Origin of the sequence: Clostridioides sp. ES-S-0190-01 (genome assembly GCF_020658275.1) — a bacterium.
Lineage (GTDB): Bacteria > Bacillota > Clostridia > Peptostreptococcales > Peptostreptococcaceae > Clostridioides.
On the sequence record NZ_JACVWA010000046.1, the window covers coordinates 24,230 to 48,572 of the forward strand.

Genomic DNA, 24,343 nt, shown 5'->3' on the forward strand with positions numbered 1-24,343 from the left:
TTAGACAAGATGCAAATCCACAGAATTAAAATTAAATGACAACAAGTAAAATCAAGCCATAACTTCTCTATTTCGTTATAATGAATGTAGGGTAATTGAAACGAGGTGAATAGTTAAATGTATGAGTGGCAACAACAAATTCAGATAATCATTGACGAGATTGACAAATGTATTAAAAATTACAACGGCGAAGTCTTAACGTTACGCTTTCTTTCTCGCAAATTAGGATATTCTGAATTTTATACAACGAAAAAATTCAAAGAAATATCGGGTATGCAGTTTAGAGATTACTTGCGGAATAGAAAATTAGCCTTTGCATTAAAAGAGGTTAGGGACAGTGATAAGAGTCTATTGGACATTGCTTTTGATTATGGATTTTCATCACATGAAGCTTTTACCAGAGCTTTCAAAAGAACTTATGGTGTAACACCAAGTGAATATCGAAAAAATCCTAAGCCAGTCGTTCTTCGTACAAAAATAACCCCTTTTGACCGCTACTTTTTAGGATTAGGAGAAATAGGAATGATTAAATCAACAGATGGTGTCAAGATTTATTTTGCAACCATACCTGCACATAAATTTTTGTACATTAAAAACAATGAGAGTAACGGGTATTGGGATTTTTGGAGAAAACAAAACCTTATTCCAGGACAGGACCACGAAACAATTTGTGGTTTGCTCGACAGCATCAAGGGTAAATTGGATGATGATGGTGGAAGCGAAGCTAACTGTGGAAGTGGTCAGATTATGGCTTATATAAACAGTCCAGATGGCAGGCTCTGCGATTGGGGTATTCTCCGTACAGAGTGTTGGGGCGTACGACTTCCTTTTGATTATAAAGGGGAACTTCCGCCACAAATGCTTATGATTGATATTCCTGAAGCCGAGTATATCATCTTTGAACATGGTCCATTTAATTATGAACAGGAAAATTGTAGTGTTGAAGAAAAGATTGAAATGGCTATGGCAACTTTTGATTACATTGGTAAGGGTTACTGTCCTGATATTACCCCTGGAAGAATCATGTACTTTTATTATAACCCAGACCAGTATTTTAAGTACATTAGACCTGTGAAAAAGATGTACGCCTATCCACTGTAAAATCCAAACTAAGTAGATAAGACGTACTCGATAAAATAAAATTTAAGGAGGAAAATTAAAAATGACTAAGTCTATTTGCGGAGTTGATTGTAGGAAATGCGAATTGAGTAACACTTGTAATGGATGTGCTGAAACGAAAGGCCATCCTTTTGGTTCAGAGTGCTTGGTTGCATTATGTTTGAAAGAAGGTAAAGATGCTCTATACAAATTCAAAAAGAATTTGATTGCAGCATTTAATGCACTTAATATACAAGATATGGAAGAAGTCACAGAACTTAATGCACTGAAAGGCTCTTTCATTAACATTGAATATACCTTGCCAAAAGGGCAGCTTGTAAAGTTTTGGGACGATAATAAAATTTACTTTGGAAATCAGCTTAGCAAAAAAGACAGTGACAGATATTATGGAATTATTGCTGATGAAAAATATCTCATGGTATCTGAGTATAGCGTTTATGATTCTGATGCTGAAATTGTAGTATTTAAGCGTTGGGTGTAAATGCAAATTGAAAGTTGAAGCAAAGATTATTTATAATAGATGGAGGTTCTTTAAGTTGGAAAAATATATTGCTCTTTTTCGTGGCATAAACATTAGTTGTAAAAACAAAGTGTCAATGCCATTATTAAAGGCGGCATTTGAAGGTATGGGATTTTTGAATGTTAGCACCTATATCAATAGCGGAAATGTTCTTTTTCCAGTGAAAGCAACGATAAAAGTGAATGCCAGCACTACAAAAAAATTATTTTTGTTATCTAGCAAGTAAATCTATTATGGGCATAACATGGAGTTCCCAAATTTCAGTTTATCTTTATCATTGACTGACTAGAAAATTTGAAATTGACTAGAAGGTTATAACTGGATGGAAGTAGTTAAATTTGCAAAAAAACAGCTATACGAAAGCATCTGGAGCTATGACAATACCATAAAAGGTTAATAATCTAACGTCGTCATTTGTACAAAACTAAGAAAAAAATAGAGCCTGACTCAGACAATCCACAATATATTGGCTGTTTGGGGTGTTGGCTATAAATTCAGCGAATAAAAACCGCAGATTGTATATAATTCACTAATTAGTGAATTATATACAATCTGCGGTTTTGTGCACTATTCAAATAATTTATATGCTTTTAATCATATTATCATATCAAAGTTCTTATGTAAGTGGTAAATTCAACTCTTAAAACTTAAGATATGATAATAAACCTAGTGTTTAAGCGATAATCTGTATTTCTGTTTAAAACTTAATTTAAAAACATATTGACAGTCTACCCATTATTTGTAATAATTAATATATCAAAACGATATATAACTAAACAATATATACATAAACGATATTAGGAGGCACTATGTTAGAATACATTATTTTAGGATTTCTGATGGAAAAAGAATTAAGTGGATATGATTTAAAACAAAAGATGTCACAAAGTACTTCATACTTTTTTGATGCTAGTTTTGGTAGTATTTATCCTGCACTTAAAAGATTAGAAGAAAAAGATTATATCTACTATCGCGAAGTTATAGATGGGGGCAAATTAAAAAAACTATATTCCATAACTGATATAGGGAAATCATACTTTCTCGAGTGGTTAGAAAAACCAATTAAATTTTCTAAGACAAAGCATAACCACCTTGTTAACATATTTTTTTATGAGTACTTACCTAAAGAAATAATTGAAACAAACTTAAAAATGTTGATAGCTGAAATTGAATTACTTTTAAATAAATTAGATGCACAAAAAACTGAGGTAGAACAAAATTGTTGTATTGACCAATACACATGTATGTATTTCACAATGATTTATGGCGTTGACTATTATAGTTTTGTAATTAATTGGTGTAATAATTTATTAAAAAAAATTGTAGGATAGAATTACAAAAGTCAACCTACATAATATAAAGGGGGTAAAACTTATGAGACTTTTAATACATGATTTAACTGAAAAAGATTTAGATAATTTATTACCTAAACTTGATAACAATATAAAAATACTTTCAAACACTGAAGAAATCCACAAGTGTATTGGTTGTTTTGGTTGTTGGATTAAAACACCTACTACATGTGTCATAAAAGACTATTACAGAAATATGGGTAAATTGATAGCTGATTCTGATGAATTTATTATAATAAGTAGATGTTGTTATGGTGGATTTAGCCCATTTGTCAAAAATATACTTGATAGAAGTATAAGCTATCTCCTTCCATACTTTGTAATAAAGAATAATGAAATGCATCATAAAAATAGATATGAAAAACAGATAAATTTAAAGGCTTTATTCTATGGGGATTGTATTACAGATACTGAAAAAGACACTGCTACTAATCTAGTACGTGCAAATGCTGTAAATCTCAATATGAAGGAACATTCTGTTTCATTTTTTAAAAATCCACAAGATGTAAGAGGTGAATCTTTATGAATATAGTAATGATAAATGGAAGCCCAAAAGTAAAAGAAAATAATTCACAATACTTTTTATCTGAAGTAGAAAAACTTATACAAAAGGATAATGACATTCTCACATTTAAAATAGACAATGTATCTAAATATCCTAAAGCTATTGAAGCCATACTTACTTGTGATAGGTTAATAATTGCATTTCCTCTTTATGTAGATGGCATTCCTTCTCATTTAATTCGTTTTTTAGAGGAATGTGAAGAATGTGCGAAGAAACTAAATAAAAAATCTATTCCAGTATATGCAATAGTTAACTGTGGATTCTATGAAGGGAAACAAACTCATTTAGCAATTCAAATGATAGAAAATTGGTGTAAAAGGGTTAACTTTACATGGGTTCAAGGGATAGGAATTGGTGGAGGAGAAATGCTAGGTTCATTACAATCTACTCCTTTAGGTAAAGGTCCCAAAAAAAGCTTAGGAACTTCATTAGGAGAACTATCAAAGAATATACTTAGTAACAACATAGATAGTAACACTTCTAGTAAAGATAATATTTTTATATCACCTAACTTTCCTAGATTTCTATTTAAATCTATGTCTAATTATCATTGGACTCCTCAAGGTAAATCAAATGGACTGACTAAAAGTGATATATTAAGAAAATAAAAAATTAATATTAAAATAAATTTTACATAAGATATAAGTATTTTATTTGTCTTTAAAATTATGCATACAAATCTATACAAATCATGTAAAGCTTAAAATACTATATTAAAAACAACTTCTAAAAAGGGGCTGTCTCAAAATAGGGATAAGTCTCTTTTTCATTGTTTAAATAATGAAAATATATTTGATTTCATACAAAAAAAGAGTGCCTCATGAACCAAAAAGCTCATTTTGAGACATCCTCTTTCTATTGTGCATATAAAAAAATATCTTTTTATGCTACATTTAATTATTATTTAGCTTGAATTATATTTAACCATTATTCAGTTTCTATTATATTTAATTACTATTCAGCTTCCCTAATTCTTTCAACAATACTATCCTTAGAAACATTATGATAAACTATTAAAGGCACTATAGACGTTATCAAAAATACTATTAATATACTTATTATAAGCGCCCCTAATGGATAAGCATACACAGAATATCTTAATTTCATAATATTAAACCCTAAAAATGTTGCGATACTTCCAAAAGTAAGATTTACAATAGTTATTATCACCCCATAATAAAAACCTTCAAGCATTATCATTCTTTGAAGCTGTTTTCTTGTCATTCCTACTGCCTCAATCATTGCAAACTCTTGTTTACGAGACATTATATTTGTTATCATAGTATTTATAAAGTTTAGCACTCCAATCAATCCTATTATAAATACCGCACTCATACCTACAATCTTTATAACCTTTTGACTCTCTCTTGCCTCTTCTATATAGATATTTTTTGAATAAACTTTTGTATATGGATTATTGTATTTCTTATTCAAATTATTTATTTTATTTTCAACAGACTTCACATCACCATTTATATCAATTACCAGATTTTCTATATATGGCTTTATAACCATATTTTTAAAGTCATTTTCATTAATGTACATCCCCATATTAAAATTTTGTGCACCATCAAAAACTGCCATGACTTTAAACTCTTTATCTATATATCCTTTCCCTATAGTATCTCCTTTTAAATATCTAAACTTAATTTTATCTCCTGCTTTTATTTTACTTCCTTCATGTCCAGTAATTACTACATATCCACCTTCATCAAATTTTTTCTCATCTATAGAACCTGACAGTATTTTAGAATTCTTTTGAGAATATATAATATTGTTTTTTGATAGTTTACTTAATAATCTACCTGAAGATAATCCAACTGTATCTGAGGCTAAAAAACCATTATTTTCTGCAATTTCTTTTGGGTCTCTGCCCTGAAGAAATTGCTTTTTATATTCTTCATCTACTTTTTGAGTCAATATCTCATCTTTTAAATCTCCTTCATAAACTATATAACTTAAATCCTTATACACCTTACTTACATTACTCACTCCATCAAGATTCTTAATATCTTTTATAAGATTTTCGTCAATTGGAGCAACTTCGTTATCTTCAGATTTAGCAGTGTCTGCAAGTCCATGACGTATTTCTATATCCCCTAACATCATACCTTCAGCAGCTCTTTCTGGATTAGAGCTACTTATAATTGCAGATACAGTCAAAAATATTATACAACTTAGTGACATAGAAACTAAAACTAAAATAGCTTTGCGTCTATTTCTAAACACATTTGCAAATGCCATCTTATGAATTTTAGAACCACTTTTCCCTCTTTTAGACTTACGTTTAATCTTATTACTTTTATCACTATATCTTACAGCATCTATAGGAGATACAGAACTTACAATCTTAGCAGGTTTTTTGCATGACAATCTAACAGTTACATATGAAAATACAACGGCAAATACAAATATTAACGGATTAAAATATTCAAATGCAGTTTTATTTAATCCATCCATAAACTTACCAACTAGAGGAACAAACACTATTCCTATTAAAAATCCCAATAATAAACCTATTGGTATAGCTATTATACATAATCTATTAGCTTGTTTAATAATCAATTTTTTTAATTGATATGGAGATGTTCCTATTGTTTTTAATAATCCATAATATTTTATATCTTTAACAACTGAAATATAAAAAATATTATAAATTAATAAATATCCACTTAAAAGTATAAGCATTACAATTAAGATTATTGGTAATACATTTTTAACAACTTCTTTGAAAGTAGTTGCTTGTTTACTTAAATATATAGGATTTATAGTTGATTTTCCTGAATAAGGTTGGATTTTCTCAGTTAGTTTATCAAATTTAGACTGCAAATCTTTATCATTAAAAAAATTAAAGGATACACTTGTAGGAGCTACTTCATTTGTTTTTTTGTAATTATCATAGAAAGCTTCACTCGTAAATACATCATGAAGAGGTATTGCTGTAGCTGTTTTGTATTCAAAATATCCAACTAGTTTAAATTTGAACGTTTCTTTTTCATTAGTTAGTACCCCATCTTTAGTTTTTGGAATTATTAATTTTACTTCAGCACCTATTTTATGAGGTACATCTAACATATCTAATATCTTTGTAGGCATGACTATTTCATCATTATTTTTTGGTAAACTCCCTTCAATCATCTCTACATTTGCAGCATTTTCAAGACTTTTTTTATCATAAACGGTTAAATTCACTGTCTGAGTTGAAAACTCTGGATTTTTTAAACTTGCTATGTTTTTTACTATTCCAATACTGTTTTTGTCTACTGAACTATCTTTTTTTATAATTTCAATTTGCCTATTACTTAAAGCTTGAAATTGAACATGGTTCTTTGTCCCATATTCCATAGCTTTGTAACTATTAAAAGCGTCCAACATACTATATCCCACTGTAAACAATGATGTAAACAAAACTGTTGTCAATACTATTGCAAGCACTGAAACTATATTTCTCATTTTATTTGTTTTGAAACTTCTATTACTTAACTTTTTTATAATTTCCTTATTGTTATTTTGTAACATTGTTCTCACCTCTATTTACAACTTTTCCATCCTCAATCCTTATAATTCTATCAGCCATTTGAGCAATTTGTTCATTATGAGTTATCATAATTATAGTTTGGCTAAACTTATTACTAGTAACTTTTAAAAGTCCTAGCACATCTTGTTCTGTTTTGCTATCTAAATTACCTGTTGGTTCATCAGCTAGTATTATTGATGGTTTTGTTGCTAAAGCTCTTGCAATAGCTACTCTCTGTTGCTGTCCTCCTGATAGATTATTTGGTAGGTCATCCACTTTTTGACTTAATCCTAAAACTTCTATTATCTCATCTATATATTTAGTGTCTATTTTACATCCATCAAGTTCTATAGGTAATACTATATTTTCATAAACATTTAGTATTGGAACTAAATTATAATTTTGAAATATAAAGCCTACATTACGTCTTCTAAATATTGTAAGTTCTTCATCATCCATAGCAAATATATCATTATTATCAACAATTACTTTTCCATCACTTGCTCTATCAAGTCCCCCTATCATATGTAACAAGGTACTTTTTCCACTACCTGAAGTCCCAACTATAGCTACAAACTCCCCTCTATTTATACTTATATTTATTCCATCTAAAGCTTTTACTATATTTTCACCTTTTCCATAATATTTTTTTAAATTATTAGTCTCCAGTATTTTCATAATCAAATCTCCCTCTTACTTTATTTTATATATTTTTTAATTGTATATTAAACTTTCACGCTTATTGATTCCTTACTTAGATATTATCATGTAAGCCCCTATCCAATCCTCACAGTGCTGTTATATTTTAGATATGAATTATAACAATTTTGAGATATTTTGTGATATTTATTGAAGTGAAACTAAAAATAGTGCATATGATGTTATCTAATAAACACTATATACACTACTTCTAAGAATTTTTGATTTTATTTTCAAGTTATATATTATAAGCATCAATTTTAAATAAATGCTAAGTATAATTTTTCATATAAATATTAAATGTAGTTCCAATATTTTTTTGAGAATCTACTTTTATATATCCATTCTGTTTATTTATAATTTCTCTTGCTAAGTACAATCCAACTCCAATACCTTCTATATTCCCAACTTCTCTACTTCTATAGAACCTTTTAAATATATTGTTTATTTCACTCTCATCTATACCCATTCCATTGTCACTTATGATAATTTTAGTGAATATATCCATTTTATCAGTCTTTATACTTATCTTTCCTTCCTCATTGGTATACTTTACTGCATTTTCTATAATATTAAATAAAGCTTCACTAGTCCACTTCTTATCGTGACAAACTTCAATTTTATCATCTAAATCAATTTCTAGTAATATATTTTTTTCTTCTAATTTTAAAAAGACTCCACTTAATGCACTTGCAATAGTATCACTTATTCTGCTTTTAGTCGTATTCAAAGATATAATACCAGTTTCTAACCTAGAAATTTTTATAAGTGCTTTTCCCAGCCAGTCCAATTTATTTACCTGACTTTGCATGTTTTCTAAAAACAATACTTGATTCTTTCTATCTAACTCTTTTTGTATTAGAGTCTCATTATACATAGATATATTAGCTATTGGTATTTTTATTTGATGCGATATATCTGATATTAAAGTTTTTATATTTTCTTTTTCCTCTGAATACTTGCTGTTTTTAACTTCCATAACCTCTATCATATATTTAATTTTATTTTGAACTTTTGCAGTTAAAGTATCTTTATTTAAATCAAAGTGCATATTTTTATTACCCGATATAAATTCATCTATGTTATATATGATATTACTACTAAATTCAACTATGTCTTTTCTTATTTTATATACAAAAAATAACGATATAAAAAACATAGTAAATATAAAAATTAAAATTATACAATTAATATTTACAATAAATTCAGCTAAGTCAGGATGCACATATAAAATTTTGTTAGTTTGCATTCTTATTATTATTAAGGATAAACATGATACTATGAAATATATAATAGAAATGTTCTTGTAATAGTTCTTATTTAAACTTTTATTATTTTTCATCTTGTTCACCAACCCACATATAACCTATTCCATAAATAGTTCTTATGTACTTATGCTTTGATGTTTTCTGGTCTATTCTCTTTCTCAATCTATTTATATTTACAGTCAATGCATGTTCTTCCATATACTCACTATCATTGTCCCATATTGCATCTATCAATGCTTGTCTTGTAACTATTTCATTTTTATGTTGCACCAATTTCTTTAGAATTCTATATTCTATAGGTGAAAGGATTATATTTTCGCTATTTCTAGTTACAATCATATTATCAAAATTAAATTCAAATTCTCCCTCAAATAAGACCTCTTCTTGTATTTCAACATTACATCTTCTAAGCAGTGCTTTTATTCTTTGTATCAATATGTTTATACTAAATGGCTTTGTTATGTAATCATCTGCTCCTATCTTAAATCCATTTACAATATCAGATTCCATATCACATGCTGTCAAAAACAGAATACCTACTTTTGAGCTAGCTCTTATTTCCTTGCACAAGTCAAATCCATTTCCATCAGGAAGATTTACATCTAATATCATTAAATCTATTTTTTCTTTCTCAAATTTCTCTTTAGCTTCTTTTAGACTATATGTTGGTACAACTCGAAATCCATCACTTTGTAAGTTAAAACATATACCATTATTAAGCATAATATCATCTTCTACAACCATTATAGTTTCCATTTTATTTCCTCCATATTTTTTATACACATTAAATCATTGAGTTTCCTATTTTATTATACTAATTTTATTTTCTAAAAAACTATTATTCTCTTAAGTTTTCATTAATTCAAAATAAAAAGAGTGTATATTTAGTAATTTTAACTAATATACACTCTTCATTTTTTATAAGTTTATAAATATTCTATTTTAGTTTACCATAGTCTTCATCAGATACAGGCTCCAACCATTCATTGAAGGCTCCCTCTGCTGGTACTTCTACAGCTAGATGCTGAAACCAACTATCTGGTGCAGCTCCATGCCAGTGTTTTACATCTGGTGGTATATTAACTACATCACCTGCATGCAATTCCTGAGCTGGTTTTCCAAACTCTTGATAATATCCTCTACCTCCAGTTACAAGTAAAATCTGTCCACCCTTATGATGTATGTGCCATGAATTGATTGTAGAAGGAGCAAAAGTCACATTACCAATTCCCACACCCTTAGTAGTAAGCATATTTAAATAACATTCTCCTGTAAAATACTGTGCAAATGCTTTGTTTTCTTCCCCAATAGGGAAAACTGCTCCTGTACCTAAGTCTCTTTCTCTATCCATATTTAATACCTCCTATGCCTTGCTTAACTATTCTTACATTTTTAGTATACGACTTAAAGTTAACTCAAGGTCAATAGCTTTTCAGTATTATCATAATTTAATTTTTGGATTAACTTTATTCTTTTAAGTCATCATAACTTGTTATAGATTTTTTTACATTCAGTAATTGGTCTACAAATTGATTCGCAGGAGCATTTAAAATATTTTCAGGAGTATCATATTGTTGAATGACTCCATGATTCAATACTAAAGTTTTTGTACCCAAAATCAAGGCCTCATAAATATCATGTGTAATAAAGATAATCGTAATTCCTGTTTTTTTATGAATTTCTTTTATCTCTTTTTGTAACTGTTTTCGTGTAATTTCATCAACAGCTCCAAAAGGTTCATCCATCAATAAGATTTCTGGTGAAGAAGCTAAAGCACGTGCAATCCCTACACGCTGTTGCTGACCACCTGATAATTCAGATGGGTATCTTGTTTTCATATCATTTGGTAATCCCACGATTTGCATCCATTTGTCTACAGCATTTTTTATCTCTAACTTATTTTTTCGATTAAGGAGATTTGGCACATATGAAATATTTTCTTCAACAGTCATATGAGGAAAAAGAACACTTCCCTGCACACAATAGCCTATTTTTCTTCTTAATTTAATTAAGTCCTCATTTTTAATGTCTGTTTTATTAATTAAAATATCTCCTCCATCTGGCAAAATAAGACCATTAATCATTTTTAGAAGTGTTGTTTTTCCACTTCCAGATGACCCAATAACAGTTAAAAATTCTCCTTTTTCTATATCTAAATTTAGATTATTTATGATTGTTTTATCATTATATTGTTTTTCAATATTTTTAAATTGTATAATAGGTGTCATTATATTTCCTCCAATTATAAAAGTCCCTTTTTGTTCAAAAACTCACGTGCAACTTCTCTAGGCTCTAAATTATTATTTTCTACATCGTAATTCAATTTAGCCATCTCTTTATCAGTTAAAATATTTTTAACCATCTGAAATACTTTTGAAAGTTCTGGATGTTCCTCTAACACCTCTGAACGAATAACATTTCCACATTGATAAGATGGATAAAAGCTTTTATCATCATTTAAAACTACAACATCTGAAACACTATACTGACCATCAGTTGTAAATATAGGCATTACATCAATTTTTCCCTCATTGATTGCCTGATATTTAAGTCCAATATCTAAATCAACTGTGTTTTTAAAGTGTAAGTCATAGGTATTACATAGTGGAGTATAGCCATCTTCTCTTTCATAAAAATCATACTCTGCACCAAATGTCAATTTAGAAGATATATCTCTCAAATCTGAGATATTCTTTAATTTATATTTATCTGCAATTTCTTTTCTGACTGCCAACGCATAACTATTAGAAAAACCATACATCCCAGTCCACTGCATTTTAAGTTTAGTTTTATATTCAGATTGTAATTTCTCAAACATATTTTCAGTGTATAATTCATTTTTATTCAGTACCATATTCCATCCTGTCCCTGTATACTCTGGATAAATATCAAATTCTCCATTCTCCATAGCTGGCTGAATATTGGATGTTCCTCCGCCTACACCTTGTGTAATTTCTACTTTTAAATCTGTATTTTTTTCAATTAAAATATCCAACATTTCACCAAGAATATATTGTTCAGTCATTGGTTTTGTAGCAATATGAATAGTTTGAGTCTTTGCAGAGTTAAAAAAATAAGATGTAAAGATAGTTGTTATGAGGATAAGACTTCCTAGAATGGCAAATACTTTTTTCCTATTTTTCTTTTTTCTTTTTCTTTGTAAAAATCTTTCTACTAATCCTAGAATAAAATCAAATAACAAAGCCAATAGAGCAATAAGAATGCTTCCAGTGACTGTCATTACTGTGTTGTTTGTTGTGATTCCTCTATATATAGCTACCCCCAGACCACCAGCACCTATAAATGAAGCGATACCAGTCAATGCAATTGTCATAATAACCATGTTTCTAATCCCAGACATAATAACAGGTAAGGCTAGTGGAAGTTTTATTTTATATAGTATCTGAAAGTCTGTACTTCCCATACCTTTCGCTGCTTTAAGTATATTTTTATCTACGTTAGTAATTCCAGTATATGTATTTCTAACCATAGGTAATAATGCATATATAGTAAGAGCAATAACAGCTGTAGTATTTCCAATTCCAGATAATGGTATCAAAAAACCTAACATAGAAATAGATGGTATAGTGTATAGAAAATTGATAGTCCCCAAGATGGGCTTAGAAGACTTGTGAAATTCACTTACAATGATACCAATTATACCACCTAAAACAATTGCAATTATTATAGAAATAATAGAAATTGTCAAATGTTCGATGGATAGTTTTATAAAAAAATCACTTCTTTCAGATAATAGCGTTAGCATATCGTTTAGCATTACTTACACTCCTTTTATGAGTTTTACTTAATAAGATTCAAATTATAAAATTATAGTTTAGTTATAGACTGCATCTTACTACACTAAGTAAATTATTCCATAAATTACATGTTAAGGTCATAATATAAAACTTTCAAGTAGACACTAAAAAGTAACTAATAGAAAATCCTACCTTGTCAATCTTCATGAAAATAATAAAAAATGTCAGAACCGTTAAAAACTTGCTATTTAAACGGATTTCTGACACTATATTTAATTAAATTTGAATATTTATCATATTATTTATTATTGTTAAACTTAACTATCATATTATATACCCATTATATTTACTCATATATCATCTATATTTATTGTATTTTATTTATTATACTATATATTTTGCTGTTAGCGATATTTTATTGTTAGACAATTGTTTTGGAGTTCCTTCAAAGATTACTTTCCCACCTTTTGTCCCTCCCTCAGGACCCATATCAATAATCCAATCTGCTCTTTTAATTATATCTATATTATGTTCAATTATGATAACTGTATTTCCATTATCTACAATCTCTTCAATTATACTTATAAAATTTTCAATGTCAGCCATATGAAGACCTGTTGTCGGTTCATCTAATATATACACTGAACTTTCCTTATTTAATTCATTAGCAAGCTTTAATCTTTGACACTCTCCTCCAGATAATGTATCCAGAGTTTGCCCTAAAGTAAGGTATCCGATTCCCATTTTTTCAATGCACTGTAATTTCTTTTTAATCTGTTTTAGACTAAAAAATTCAATCGCATCTGAAACTGACATTTCAAGAATTTCTATTATATTTTGCCCTTGAAATCTATATTCTAAAACTTCTTTTTTAAATTTTTTTCCTTCACAAATATTGCAAGTACTTTTTATACTTTCCATAAATGCAAGATTTGTTTGTACTGTTCCAGAGCCTTTACAATTATCACAAGCTCCTTCTGAGTTTGAGCTAAACAAAGACGCTTTAACACCATTTACTTTTGCAAAACTGTTTCTTATATCGTTCATAATTCCACTATATGTTGCTAAGCTTGACCTAGAATTAGCTGATACAGGGCTTTGGTCTATTAATACAGCATCTGTATTTTGCTTTAAAAATTCATGTTTAATTAATGTACTCTTACCAGCCCCTGCTACTCCTGTCACTAAAGTTAATACACCTTTAGGTATCTTTATAGATATATTTTTTAAATTGTTTTGATTACAATCTTTAACCTCTAAATATCCTCTATGTTCTCTTACATTTTCCTTAATAGAAAGAGCTTTATTTAAGGCATTTCCTGTCAATGTCCCACTTGAAAGCAACTTTTCATAACTTCCTTCATATACAACTTTACCCCCATACCTACCAGCTTTTGGACCTACATCTACAATGTGGTCTGCAATTTTAATAACATCTGGGTCATGCTCAACAACTATAATTGTATTTCCTTTATCACGTAATTTTCTTAGAAGATTATTTAATTTATAAACATCTCTTGGATGAAGACCTATACTTGGCTCATCAAAAATATACATCAAATCTACAAGGTTACTATTTAAATATTTTACCATCTTTACACGCTGAGATTCTCCACCTGATAGTGATGATGTTTCCCTATCTAAAGTTAAGTACCCTAGACCTATATCTATGATGTTATTTAGTTTTTCTAGTATTCCTTTAAGTAGAGGTTGTGCTTCTGGCTCATTTATATCTTTAATAACCTTAACTAATTCATCAAGTTGCATACTTGTCAAGTCTGCAATATTGTAGCCATTAATTAAAGATTTATATACGCTTTCATGAAGTCTTCTTCCATTGCAAACAGGACACTTGTCTTCTATAAGGAGTTTACTCAATTTTTTCTTAGTAGTCTCAGAAATTTCTCCTTCTTTACTTAGATATAGACGATTAAACTTAACCATTAAGCCTTCATATGTCATATTTATTTTTCCAGTTTCTTCTACTGTAATCTTTTCTGGCTCACCATATAAAAATTTTTTCAGCTCTTTCTCTGAATAATCACATATTTTCTTATCAATATTAAAGTATCCTGATTCGGCAAATATATTCCAGTGCCAAGAACCCACTCCGAAACCTGAAAGCAAAATAGCACCCTCATTTAGCGATTTATTCATATCAAGAATATGCTTCATGTTAGGTATTAGTTTTTTCCCAAGCCCATGACAATCTGGACACATACCATTGACATCATTAAAGGAAAACATGTTAGCATTACCTATATGCTTGCTTCCAAATCTAGAATATAAAGCCCTTAAAAAGGAATTTACATCTGTGATAGTACCTAAGGTTGACCTTGAATTACCTCCAAGTCTACTTTGGTCTATAATAATCGGTGTTGATAAATTTTCTATACAATCAGCTTTAACTTCTCCATACTTAGGTAAAAAACTTCTTACAAAAGTACTAAATCTCTCATTTAATTGACGTTGTGATTCTTTTGCAATTGTTTCAAAAACAATAGATGATTTTCCAGAACCAGATACACCTGTAAATATAGTTATTTTTCTTTTTGGTATTTTTAATGAAATATTATCTAGATTATTTTCCTTACATCCTTTTAAAACTATAAATTCATTACCCATACGTTACCCTCCTAAATTGTTTTTATAGCAAATTATAGCACGTGACCTATCCCTTGGTTGTATACTGTAGGGTTTAAAATTTCATATAAAAAGTCTATATAAACTTATTAAGAGCATAAAAAAAGTACCTCAAAATGATTTTTAAAATCATAACTGAGATACTAAACCTTGTCTAATCATAATATATTCTTATTATCCTCAAATACTTTTTTATCATTAGTAAATAATATTTTTAAGATACCTTTATGTAAATTACTTTAATCTTCACTTAACACAGACGTAAGTTCAGGGTCATTTAAAAGGTTTTCAAAATAGCTATGTGCTGAGATATACCCTATACCATACATTTTTCGTTTTGAATTTACAACCTTATATTCATAACACGCACTTTTGACCTTACTATAATCATTAAAATTAGTTGCTTTATAAATAGCTCTTTCATTTCTTGGTATGTACTTTACATATTTTGGTTTTATAAAATACAAGTCATCTTTTATCTTACGTTCACGTTTAAGCTTCTTTAAAACTGCACCATTTTTTCTATGCATTATATGGTCATCGTACTTATAATGATGAGCTATATGAGTGACATCACCCTTAAATTTATGTTCAAAATCTAATATTGTCTTTTCCATTAACTTATAATGTGTCCCCTCTTTTTTATCTATATCAGCAAGTATAATTATATTTTGTTGTTTTACTCCAAGCTCTTTTAGTGCTGACTTAAATTCATTGTTCCTAAGCTCTTCCTTTTGCTTCCTAGTTAAATTTCTAAATTTAGTATTAGCTCTAAAAACGTTCACTCCAGAGCCATCTGATACCAACACAACATATACATTATCAGTTCCACATTGTTTTATTGCATTAACAATAGCACTTCCTCCCCATAAGACTTCATCATCTTGATGCTGTGGGTAAAATACAGCATTAGATTTAAATTTTCTGCTATTGCTCTGTGGAATAGGTGTCTCAAGTTTACCATTAAGGTTAATAGCCATTATAAATATCATAAACAGTATTAATATACTTATGACTATGTGCTTTTTTTTGTTTTCCATTCTTAAAATTTTCTCCTTTTTATCAATTCAAATATCTTGTAAATTTTTGTTGTAAATAGGTTAAAATACACAAATTATTTTACAATAATTTGTAGCTTTATACAATCTTTGACACAAGGCACAATAAACTAAAAAAGCTCTCCAATCGCAATATTACAAATACTGCAATTAGAAAGCCCTTTAATTCTTAAAATTTATTAAGTTTATCTTTCTCAACATATCTTAGATTTCTTTCTTAACATCTTTAACATATAATTCTTATTTTTAATGAATTATATTTAAATTTCTATATTAATACTGATATTTTAATATTTCACTATTAATGCTACTATTTTAATATTCCACATTCATTTTATTCTACATTTCCTTTAAAATTTCAATCAACTCTTCTTCACTATACATATATTTCTCGTTACAGAACTGACATCCAACTTCTGCCTGTTTATCTTCTTCTATTATTTGAGCCAAAGATTTTTTCCCTATTGCCACTAAAGCAGTTTTCACTCTTTCCTTTGAGCACTCACACTCAAATCCAACTTCACAAGTATCAAGTACTTTAGGCTCTAAACCATCTAAAACTCTATTTAATATATCTTCTGGTAAGTTTCCTTCCTTTAACATATTAGTTATTGAAGGTAATTTAGCTACATTTTCTTCTAATTTTGCGATAGTTTCTTCTTCTGCATCTGGCATTAATTGAACTATAAAGCCTCCAGCAAACTCAACTTCATCCTCTTTTGTAAGAACACCTAAAGCTACCACTGATGGAGTTTGTTCTGACACTGCAAAGTAATAAGTAAAGTCTTCTGCAATTTCTCCACTTACTAATGGATAAGTTCCATTATATGGCTCTCTAAGACCTAAGTCTTTAATAACTTTTACAACACCTTCTGTCCCCACTGCTGCTGCAACATTCAACTTTCCATTTGGATAATCTTCAACTTCTACATGAGGATTTCCTACATAGCCTTTTACTATCCCCTTAGAATTTGCTGTTGCGATGATAGTTCCAATTGGTCCACCACCTTTTATTATTACAGTCAATTTATCACTGTCATTTTTCATCATCAATCCCATTATAGATGTTGCTGTTAATGTTCTACCAAGTGCTGCTGTTGCTACTTTTGTAGTTTCATGTAATCTTCTAGCTTCTTCTACTGTATTTCTAGTAGTTGCAACAAATGCTCTAACTTGACCATTTCCTGATGTCGCTCTTAGTACATAATCTTTCATCTGTATTCCTCCACATTTTGTTAATCATACTATTTTTCTATACTATTATTTTTTTCTATATTACTACTTTAAATTACTTTAATTTTTAATACAGAAAACTTTACCTTTTTTATTTTTACCAATAATATTTTATATTAATAACACTTCTTTTTGTACACAACAATAAAAGCCTTATTTTTTACATACAAAGAATATCCTTTGACTTTCTTCATTAGGTTTTTCAAATGTAAAATCTCCATAAGATTTTATATCCCTAAATCCAGATTTTTTAAGCATATCAATTATTTCATCCTCAGTATATGCCCTTTGTTGATGTACTTCTTCAAATCTTTCAAACTTTCCATCTTCATCTTTAATAAAAAATGTCAGTTCCATTTCAATCAAATTTTCTTCATCATCAAAGTAATTTTGCCACATATAAGCTATATCTTCTCGGTTTTCTCCATACATATTATTTCCTAATATATTGGCTAATTTATAAAATGAACTTATATCAAATATAAAGATTCCATCTTTCTTTAATAATTCATATGTTTTTGAAAATACATTTTCTAAATCATCATCATAAGTTATATAATTAAATCCATCACAAGCACAAAGTACACAATCCAAATCGGATATATCAAAGTCCAGCTCTGATATATCTTGTTGAAGTAAAACTAACTCTACGCCTTCTTTTTCTGCCTTTTCTCTTGCTACACTAAGCATTTCATCAGATATATCAATTCCAGCTATATCATAGCTCTTTTTAGTTAATGGAATTGTGAGATTACCTGTACCACATGCTAATTCCAATATATTTTTTACTTTTACACCTTCATTAGCTATTATATCTTCTATATATTTAACCCATCCATCATAATCAACTTCATTCATAAGTTCATCATATACAAACGCAAAATCACTATATTGACTCATCCTTTTTATTCTGCCCCTCCACAATCTTTCTCAGCCTCTTTTTGCGTGATGTAAGCATACCTCCAATTCTTCCAGCTTCTTTAGCTGTAAGTCCTGCCCACCCACGTTCTCCAACTTTGTCCATAAGACCTAGTTCAGAGGCTATCTCATATTTCATTATATCATCATTTGTCAATATTTTAGTATTCTTGCCATTAGTTATCTTCTTTTCTCTTTTCATATTTTCTTTCAAAAAAATCACCCCTTCTTATTTGTATTTTTGTCAATTAAAAGAAATTTATACAAATAAGTAAGGGGTATTTATCAATTCATATGTTTTTAAATGTAAGTATTTTAAATTTATGACTTTTTAAAATTATTCTTTCTAAGTATGTGTTATTTATAATTTTAATATATGTTATTTACAGTCTTACCAAAAAAATTGACCTTTTTATATAAGCTATCTACAACTTATTCATTACAAAACTGAATATATTTTAATCTATTGCTTTTTTATATTTTAATAGTTTTGCATAGACATTTAGTGCATTCACACATATTTTTTCATCAAAGTTAAAGTTTATATTATGAAGTCCATTTACAAATCCTTTTTTTTCATTTCTTGAACCCAACATAAAGAACAGTCCTGGAACTTCTTTTTGATAATAAGAGAAATCTTCTGATATCATAAGTGGGTCTAATTCTATGGCCGTATCCTTTCCAACAGCTTCTACAAACTCTTTATACAAGTCCTTATCATTTTTAACAGCTATATAATCATCCATAATATTTATATTTACCTTACAGTTATAAGACAATTCAAAGCCTCTAGCAAGTTCTTTAACTCTAAGTTTCATTCTCTCATACACTTCTGGATTAAAACATCTAATAGTGCCTTCCATCTTTATATTTTCAGCTATTATATTTCTTCTAGCCCCTCCTTCAATTCTACCTATAGTCAACACTGCATTGTCTATTGGACTTATATTTCTTGATACTATAGTTTGAAGTGAACTTATAAAGTTTGAAGCTATCACTATACCATCAATTCCATTTTGTGGCATAGCTCCATGTCCACTTTTAGATACTATTTCTATATCAATATCTCCTATTTGAGCCATGAAGTATCCTTCTCTTGTACCTACATAACCTTCTGGTAATTCTGGGTATATATGAAGCCCATATATCTCATCCACATTGTATTTTCTAAGCACACCTGCATCTATCAATGCTTTTGCTCCACCTGGCCCTTCTTCTGCTGGTTGGAATATAAATACAACATTATCATTTAAATCTTCTTTATTATCATTTAAATACTCAATTAATCCAAGCAATATAGTAGCATGTCCATCATGGCCACATAAGTGTTTTACACCTTCTTCACTACGAAGACCATCTATATCAGCTCTAAAAGCTATATCTTTTCTTGGCCTTTTGCCTTCTATCACACCTACTATTCCTGTTTCTAAATAAACTTCATATTCAACTCCTATTTTATCAAGATAATCCCTTATATATTTTGAAGTCTTATACTCTTTTCTTCCAATTTCTGCAATAGGATTTAATGCATTCCTATGCTTGTAAAGTTGTTCTTGTAAATACGATGCCTCTCTCATGTAATCTCCTCCAAATTATAATTTATTATAAAAATATTTCTATATCTCTTATAATTAAAATATTATATAATATACTTTCATATTTAAAAATAAAAAACTAAATTGAATATAAAAATATTTTGCATTATTAAATAATTCACCATTAATAATAATTCCCCTGTTTCATAAATCAAAACAGGGGAATTATTATTGAAAAATTTTTAATTTTAGCAAGAGAAGAAGTGTTTAGCAAGTCCACCTTTTGCAGTTTCTTTGTATTTATCCATCATATCGATACCAGTTTCTTTCATTGTTTCAACGACTTGGTCCAAGGAGACAGAATGTGAGCCATCAGTTAATAATGCATACTTAGCTGCATCATAAGCTCTTTGAGCTGCCATTGCATTTCTTTCTATACATGGAATTTGAACATATCCATATACAGGGTCACAAGTCATTCCTAGATGATGTTCAAGTGCTATCTCTGCTGCATATTCAATATGGTCTATAGTACCTCCCTTTAAATACGCTACTGCCGCTGCTGCCATCGAACAAGCTGCTCCAACTTCACCTTGACATCCTACTTCTGCACCAGATATTGATGCATTAGTTTTTATTATATTTCCAATTATTCCAGCTACAAGTAATGCTTCAATTATTTTTTCATCATCGTATTTATAAAAATCTTGCATTGCAAAGAATATTCCTGGTATTACCCCAGCAGAACCACAAGTCGGTGCTGTAACTATTATATTACCAGAAGCATTTTGCTCTGAAGCTGCTAGTGCATATGCATATACAAGTGTTGAAAAACTTTTATCTTCTTGATACGCTTTATAAAAATTATTTGCTCTTCTTTTTAATAATAATTTACCTGGTATTACTTCATCTGTGCTTAGTCCATCATCAATAGATTTTCTCATAGCATCTTTTATAGTTTTTATATAGTCTTTTATATCAGATGGTTCACATTCTAACACAAAATCAACTAAAGTTTTATTATTTTCTTTACACCATTTCACTATTTCATCCATAGTGTCTAAGTGATATATACTATTGCTTTTACTGTTTCTTTGACCTTCTTCTGCTATAGTTCCTCCACCAACAGAATATACAGTCCATTCAGCTGTCACATTTCCATCTTTATCTAAAGCTTCAAACTTCATTCCATTTGGATGAAAATCTTTTATTATATCTTCCTCCCAAACGATTTCAACTTTCTTTGGAGCTATAGTTTTTTCAATTATATAATCTGTTAAGTGACCTTTTCCTGTAGCAGCTAAACTACCATATAATATTGCTCTAAAACTTTCTGCATCTGGATTTTCATTTTTAAATCTTTCCGCTGCTCTTTGTGGCCCCATAGTATGAGAACTTGAAGGTCCACTTCCTATTTTAAAAAGTTCCTTTAAAGTATCCATATTATTCCTCCTAAATTTTCTATGTTAATGCTTATTATTTATTTTTACGCACATATTTATTATAACCTAAATATATTAATTATTAGTTATTAAATTCGCATAAAATTTATTTTTTATTTCCATTTTGGTATATTTTATTAAATTAATATGCATATTTTGAGAATAAAACATTTATTTTAAATTTTTTTAATATTAATATAATATAAATATCTTACTTTATACAGTTAAGATATTAACTATACCTATTAAAATTAATTAATTTGTACTATAATTATTATTGTACTTAAAAAATTAAATTTAAATAAAAAAGGAGATTTGATTATATGTTATTTAAAGGTTCTGCTGTTGCTTTAGTTACCCCATTTATGGAGGATAACAATGTCAACTTTGAAAAATTAGGTGAATTAATCGAATACCATATTGAAAATGACACAGATGCACTAGTTGTTTGTGGAACAACAGGTGAAGCTACTACTATGAGTGAATCTGAGATTTTTGCTGTAATAAAATATACAGTTGAAAAAGTCAACAAGAGAATACCAGTTATAGCAGGTACTGGTTCAAACAATACTATGTTGTCTGTTCATATGAGCCAAGAAGCTGAAAAATTGGGAGTGGATGGTCTTTTAATCATAACTCCTTACTATAATAAGACTAATGAAAAAGGTCTTAAACTTCACTTTGAAACAATAGCAAAAAGCGTTAAATTACCAATTATTTTATATAATGTACCAGGAAGAACTAAGGTAAATATAAAGCCATCTGTTGTGGCTGAGCTTGCTAAAATAGATAATATAGTTGCTGTGAAGGAAGCTAGTGGAGATTTAGCTCAGGTTGCAGAAATAGCTAAATTAGTGCCTAAAGACTTCGCTATATACTCCGGTAATGATGATACTATACTACCTCTATTATCATTAGGTGGAAGTGGTGTTATCTCTGTACTTGCTAATATATGCCCTAAAGAAACTCATGACTTAGTAACTAAATTCTTTGAAGGTGACATTGAAGGCTCTAAAAAATTACAACTTGATATGGATACTTTAATTGACGCCTTATTTATAGAAGTAAATCCAGTTCCAGTTAAAACTGCTATGAATATTTTAGGTTTTAATGTTGGAGATTTAAGACTTCCTTTAGCTGAAATGGAAGAAGCTAATCTTAATGTCTTAAAACAAGAATTGACAAATTTTGGATTTAAATTTTAGCAATATTTCTATAAATAAGTTGATTTTTTCTAAAATATGTATTATTATTAGAATAATCAAATTTTAATATCCTATTAACCTAGGGTAGAGGTAGCTGTAAATAAGAGTATCCAATAGGAGCTGGCAAGCGTTAATGATTGGAAAAAGGATTTATAGCCGAAGAAAATATTTCTTGCAATAATATTTTCTGGGATTACACATAAGATGTGTAATACTGTCACTTATTTGTATAGGTGATGAGCTACAGGGTTTACTTTGAGTGATAAACTAGACGTACAAAGTATACCTTTGTACGTTTTTTGTATATAATTAAAGTTGTTAATATAATATTAAAGTTTTTAGACATATAAAAATATTAACATGTCTTACTTGTATAGCTAAAATCAAATAATGTTTTAATAATTAAAAATTGGGGTGAATTTAATATGAAAAAAGTAAATGTGGCAATAGTTGGTGCTACTGGAATGGTAGGTAGAACATTTTTAAAAGTATTAGAAGAAAGAAATTTTCCAATAGAAAATCTATTTTTATTCTCTTCTTCTAAATCTGCTGGTTCTAAAGTAATGTTTTGTGGTAAAGAATATATAGTAGAAGAATTAAAAGAAACTTCATTTACTGATAGAGGAATACAAATAGCGTTATTCTCTGCTGGAGGAAGCATTAGTGAAAAATATGCTCCAATAGCTGCATCAAATGGAATCTTGGTAGTAGATAACTCTAGTCAATGGAGAATGAATCCAGATGTTCCTTTGGTTGTTCCTGAGGTAAATCCAGAAGCTATAAAAAAACATAAAGGTATAATAGCTAATCCAAACTGCTCTACTATACAAGCTATGGTTCCTCTTAAACCTCTTGATGACAAATACAAAATTAAGAGAGTTGTTTACTCTACTTACCAAGCTGTATCTGGTTCTGGTGTTAAAGGGGTTGAAGATTTAGAAAAAGGAATGACTGGTAATCCTACTGGATTCTATCCACATCAAATTTCTTATAACTGTCTTCCTCATATAGATTCATTTACTGAAAATGGATATACTAAGGAAGAAATGAAAATGGTAAACGAAACTATGAAAATACTTGATAACTACGACTTAAAAATAACTGCAACTACTGTAAGAGTTCCAGTAAAAAATGGTCATAGTGAATCTATAAACATTGAGTTTAATAATCCATTTGAATTAGAAGACTTGGTAAAAACACTTGAAGAAGCTCCAGGAGTTGTAGTAGTTGATAATCCTGCTAAAAATGAATATCCAACTGCTGTAGAATTTGATGATAGAGATGAAGTGTTTGTTGGAAGAATTAGAAGAGACTTTAGTGTTGATAATGGTGTAAACCTTTGGGTTGTTGCTGACAATATAAGAAAAGGTGCTGCAACTAATGCAATCCAAATAGCTGAAATGGCTATATCATATGATTTAGTATAGTATACAAATTTGTATAAATATATGATTTTGTAAAATATTAATAATAAGTAAAGATAAGCATTAGAAGTAACTGTAATATAAAAC

At 29.0% G+C, this 24,343-nt stretch carries 22 protein-coding genes and 1 riboswitch; of the genes, 8 read left to right on the forward strand and 14 right to left on the reverse strand.

Annotation, left to right across the window (positions count from 1 at the left end; translation table 11 throughout):
* Positions 1 to 117 precede the first annotated feature (117 nt).
* The 6 genes from IC214_RS19520 (at position 118) to IC214_RS19545 (ending at position 4,164) form a co-directional block, all read left to right on the forward strand.
* Complete coding sequence (locus IC214_RS19520) at positions 118 to 1,101, forward strand: helix-turn-helix transcriptional regulator (protein ID WP_227433745.1); 984 nt, start codon at positions 118 to 120, stop codon at positions 1,099 to 1,101.
* A gap of 61 nt (positions 1,102 to 1,162) precedes the next feature.
* Positions 1,163 to 1,600 carry a DUF3795 domain-containing protein gene (locus IC214_RS19525; RefSeq protein WP_227481891.1) on the forward strand — a complete coding sequence of 146 codons (438 nt, stop codon included), beginning with the start codon at positions 1,163 to 1,165 and terminating at the stop codon, positions 1,598 to 1,600.
* Positions 1,601 to 1,655: 55 nt separating this feature from the next.
* Positions 1,656 to 1,865 carry a DUF1697 domain-containing protein gene (locus tag IC214_RS19530; protein ID WP_413926683.1) on the forward strand — a complete coding sequence of 70 codons (210 nt, stop codon included), beginning with the start codon at positions 1,656 to 1,658 and terminating at the stop codon, positions 1,863 to 1,865.
* Between the two features lie 583 nt (positions 1,866 to 2,448).
* Positions 2,449 to 2,970, forward strand: a complete 522-nt coding sequence (locus tag IC214_RS19535; RefSeq protein ID WP_227835103.1) for a PadR family transcriptional regulator — start codon at positions 2,449 to 2,451, stop codon at positions 2,968 to 2,970.
* Positions 2,971 to 3,013: 43 nt separating this feature from the next.
* Positions 3,014 to 3,517: a flavodoxin family protein gene (locus IC214_RS19540; RefSeq protein WP_227835102.1), complete on the forward strand. Its 504-nt coding sequence runs from the start codon at positions 3,014 to 3,016 to the stop codon at positions 3,515 to 3,517.
* Positions 3,514 to 4,164 (forward strand): NAD(P)H-dependent oxidoreductase, encoded by a 651-nt coding sequence (locus IC214_RS19545; RefSeq protein ID WP_227433740.1) that lies wholly within the window; start codon positions 3,514 to 3,516, stop codon positions 4,162 to 4,164. The genes IC214_RS19540 and IC214_RS19545 overlap by 4 nt, the downstream gene beginning before the upstream one ends.
* 346 nt (positions 4,165 to 4,510) lie before the next feature.
* On the opposite strand, the gene IC214_RS19550 is transcribed toward IC214_RS19545, so the two are convergent.
* From IC214_RS19550 to IC214_RS19615, 14 genes are all read right to left on the reverse strand, one after another.
* Positions 4,511 to 7,075, reverse strand: coding sequence for an ABC transporter permease (locus IC214_RS19550; RefSeq protein WP_227862862.1), 2,565 nt, complete (start codon positions 7,073 to 7,075; stop codon positions 4,511 to 4,513).
* Positions 7,062 to 7,751 carry an ABC transporter ATP-binding protein gene (locus IC214_RS19555; protein ID WP_227481886.1) on the reverse strand — a complete coding sequence of 230 codons (690 nt, stop codon included), beginning with the start codon at positions 7,749 to 7,751 and terminating at the stop codon, positions 7,062 to 7,064. The genes IC214_RS19550 and IC214_RS19555 overlap by 14 nt, the downstream gene beginning before the upstream one ends.
* Before the next feature lie 292 nt (positions 7,752 to 8,043).
* Positions 8,044 to 8,931, reverse strand: coding sequence for a sensor histidine kinase (locus IC214_RS19560; protein WP_227862861.1), 888 nt, complete (start codon positions 8,929 to 8,931; stop codon positions 8,044 to 8,046).
* A 172-nt stretch (positions 8,932 to 9,103) separates the two neighbouring features.
* On the reverse strand, positions 9,104 to 9,796 hold the full coding sequence (locus tag IC214_RS19565; RefSeq protein WP_227481884.1) for a response regulator transcription factor: 693 nt from the start codon (positions 9,794 to 9,796) through the stop codon (positions 9,104 to 9,106).
* Positions 9,797 to 9,977: 181 nt separating this feature from the next.
* Positions 9,978 to 10,391, reverse strand: coding sequence for a cupin domain-containing protein (locus IC214_RS19570; RefSeq protein ID WP_227433735.1), 414 nt, complete (start codon positions 10,389 to 10,391; stop codon positions 9,978 to 9,980).
* Between the two features lie 115 nt (positions 10,392 to 10,506).
* Positions 10,507 to 11,268 (reverse strand): ABC transporter ATP-binding protein, encoded by a 762-nt coding sequence (locus IC214_RS19575; RefSeq protein ID WP_227481883.1) that lies wholly within the window; start codon positions 11,266 to 11,268, stop codon positions 10,507 to 10,509.
* Positions 11,269 to 11,282: 14 nt separating this feature from the next.
* On the reverse strand, positions 11,283 to 12,818 hold the full coding sequence (locus tag IC214_RS19580; RefSeq protein WP_227862860.1) for a glycine betaine ABC transporter substrate-binding protein: 1,536 nt from the start codon (positions 12,816 to 12,818) through the stop codon (positions 11,283 to 11,285).
* 364 nt (positions 12,819 to 13,182) lie between these two features.
* Entirely contained in the window at positions 13,183 to 15,423 is a 2,241-nt protein-coding gene (locus IC214_RS19585) for an excinuclease ABC subunit UvrA (protein ID WP_227862859.1), read from the reverse strand.
* A 257-nt stretch (positions 15,424 to 15,680) separates the two neighbouring features.
* Positions 15,681 to 16,481 carry a PIG-L family deacetylase gene (locus IC214_RS19590; RefSeq protein WP_227824468.1) on the reverse strand — a complete coding sequence of 267 codons (801 nt, stop codon included), beginning with the start codon at positions 16,479 to 16,481 and terminating at the stop codon, positions 15,681 to 15,683.
* A 357-nt stretch (positions 16,482 to 16,838) separates the two neighbouring features.
* Positions 16,839 to 17,714: an Hsp33 family molecular chaperone HslO gene (hslO, locus tag IC214_RS19595; protein ID WP_227433730.1), complete on the reverse strand. Its 876-nt coding sequence runs from the start codon at positions 17,712 to 17,714 to the stop codon at positions 16,839 to 16,841.
* Positions 17,715 to 17,885: 171 nt separating this feature from the next.
* The gene (locus tag IC214_RS19600) at positions 17,886 to 18,632 is read right to left on the reverse strand and encodes a class I SAM-dependent DNA methyltransferase (protein ID WP_227824470.1); all 747 of its coding nucleotides are present in this window, start codon (positions 18,630 to 18,632) and stop codon (positions 17,886 to 17,888) included.
* Positions 18,619 to 18,852 (reverse strand): small, acid-soluble spore protein, alpha/beta type, encoded by a 234-nt coding sequence (locus tag IC214_RS19605; RefSeq protein ID WP_227433989.1) that lies wholly within the window; start codon positions 18,850 to 18,852, stop codon positions 18,619 to 18,621. The genes IC214_RS19600 and IC214_RS19605 overlap by 14 nt, the downstream gene beginning before the upstream one ends.
* A gap of 256 nt (positions 18,853 to 19,108) precedes the next feature.
* Positions 19,109 to 20,227, reverse strand: coding sequence for an N-acetyldiaminopimelate deacetylase (locus tag IC214_RS19610; protein WP_227433728.1), 1,119 nt, complete (start codon positions 20,225 to 20,227; stop codon positions 19,109 to 19,111).
* 206 nt (positions 20,228 to 20,433) lie between these two features.
* Positions 20,434 to 21,627, reverse strand: coding sequence for an L-serine ammonia-lyase (locus IC214_RS19615; RefSeq protein WP_227433727.1), 1,194 nt, complete (start codon positions 21,625 to 21,627; stop codon positions 20,434 to 20,436).
* A 323-nt stretch (positions 21,628 to 21,950) separates the two neighbouring features.
* Here IC214_RS19615 and dapA point away from each other — a divergent pair, with 323 nt between their 5' ends.
* Positions 21,951 to 22,832, forward strand: a complete 882-nt coding sequence (dapA, locus tag IC214_RS19620) for a 4-hydroxy-tetrahydrodipicolinate synthase (RefSeq protein ID WP_227433726.1) — start codon at positions 21,951 to 21,953, stop codon at positions 22,830 to 22,832.
* Positions 22,833 to 22,909: 77 nt separating this feature from the next.
* Positions 22,910 to 23,084: riboswitch (Lysine riboswitch) on the forward strand.
* A gap of 173 nt (positions 23,085 to 23,257) precedes the next feature.
* A complete protein-coding gene (locus tag IC214_RS19625; RefSeq protein ID WP_227433725.1) occupies positions 23,258 to 24,259 on the forward strand; it encodes an aspartate-semialdehyde dehydrogenase in 1,002 nt (333 codons plus the stop codon).
* Positions 24,260 to 24,343 lie beyond the last annotated feature (84 nt).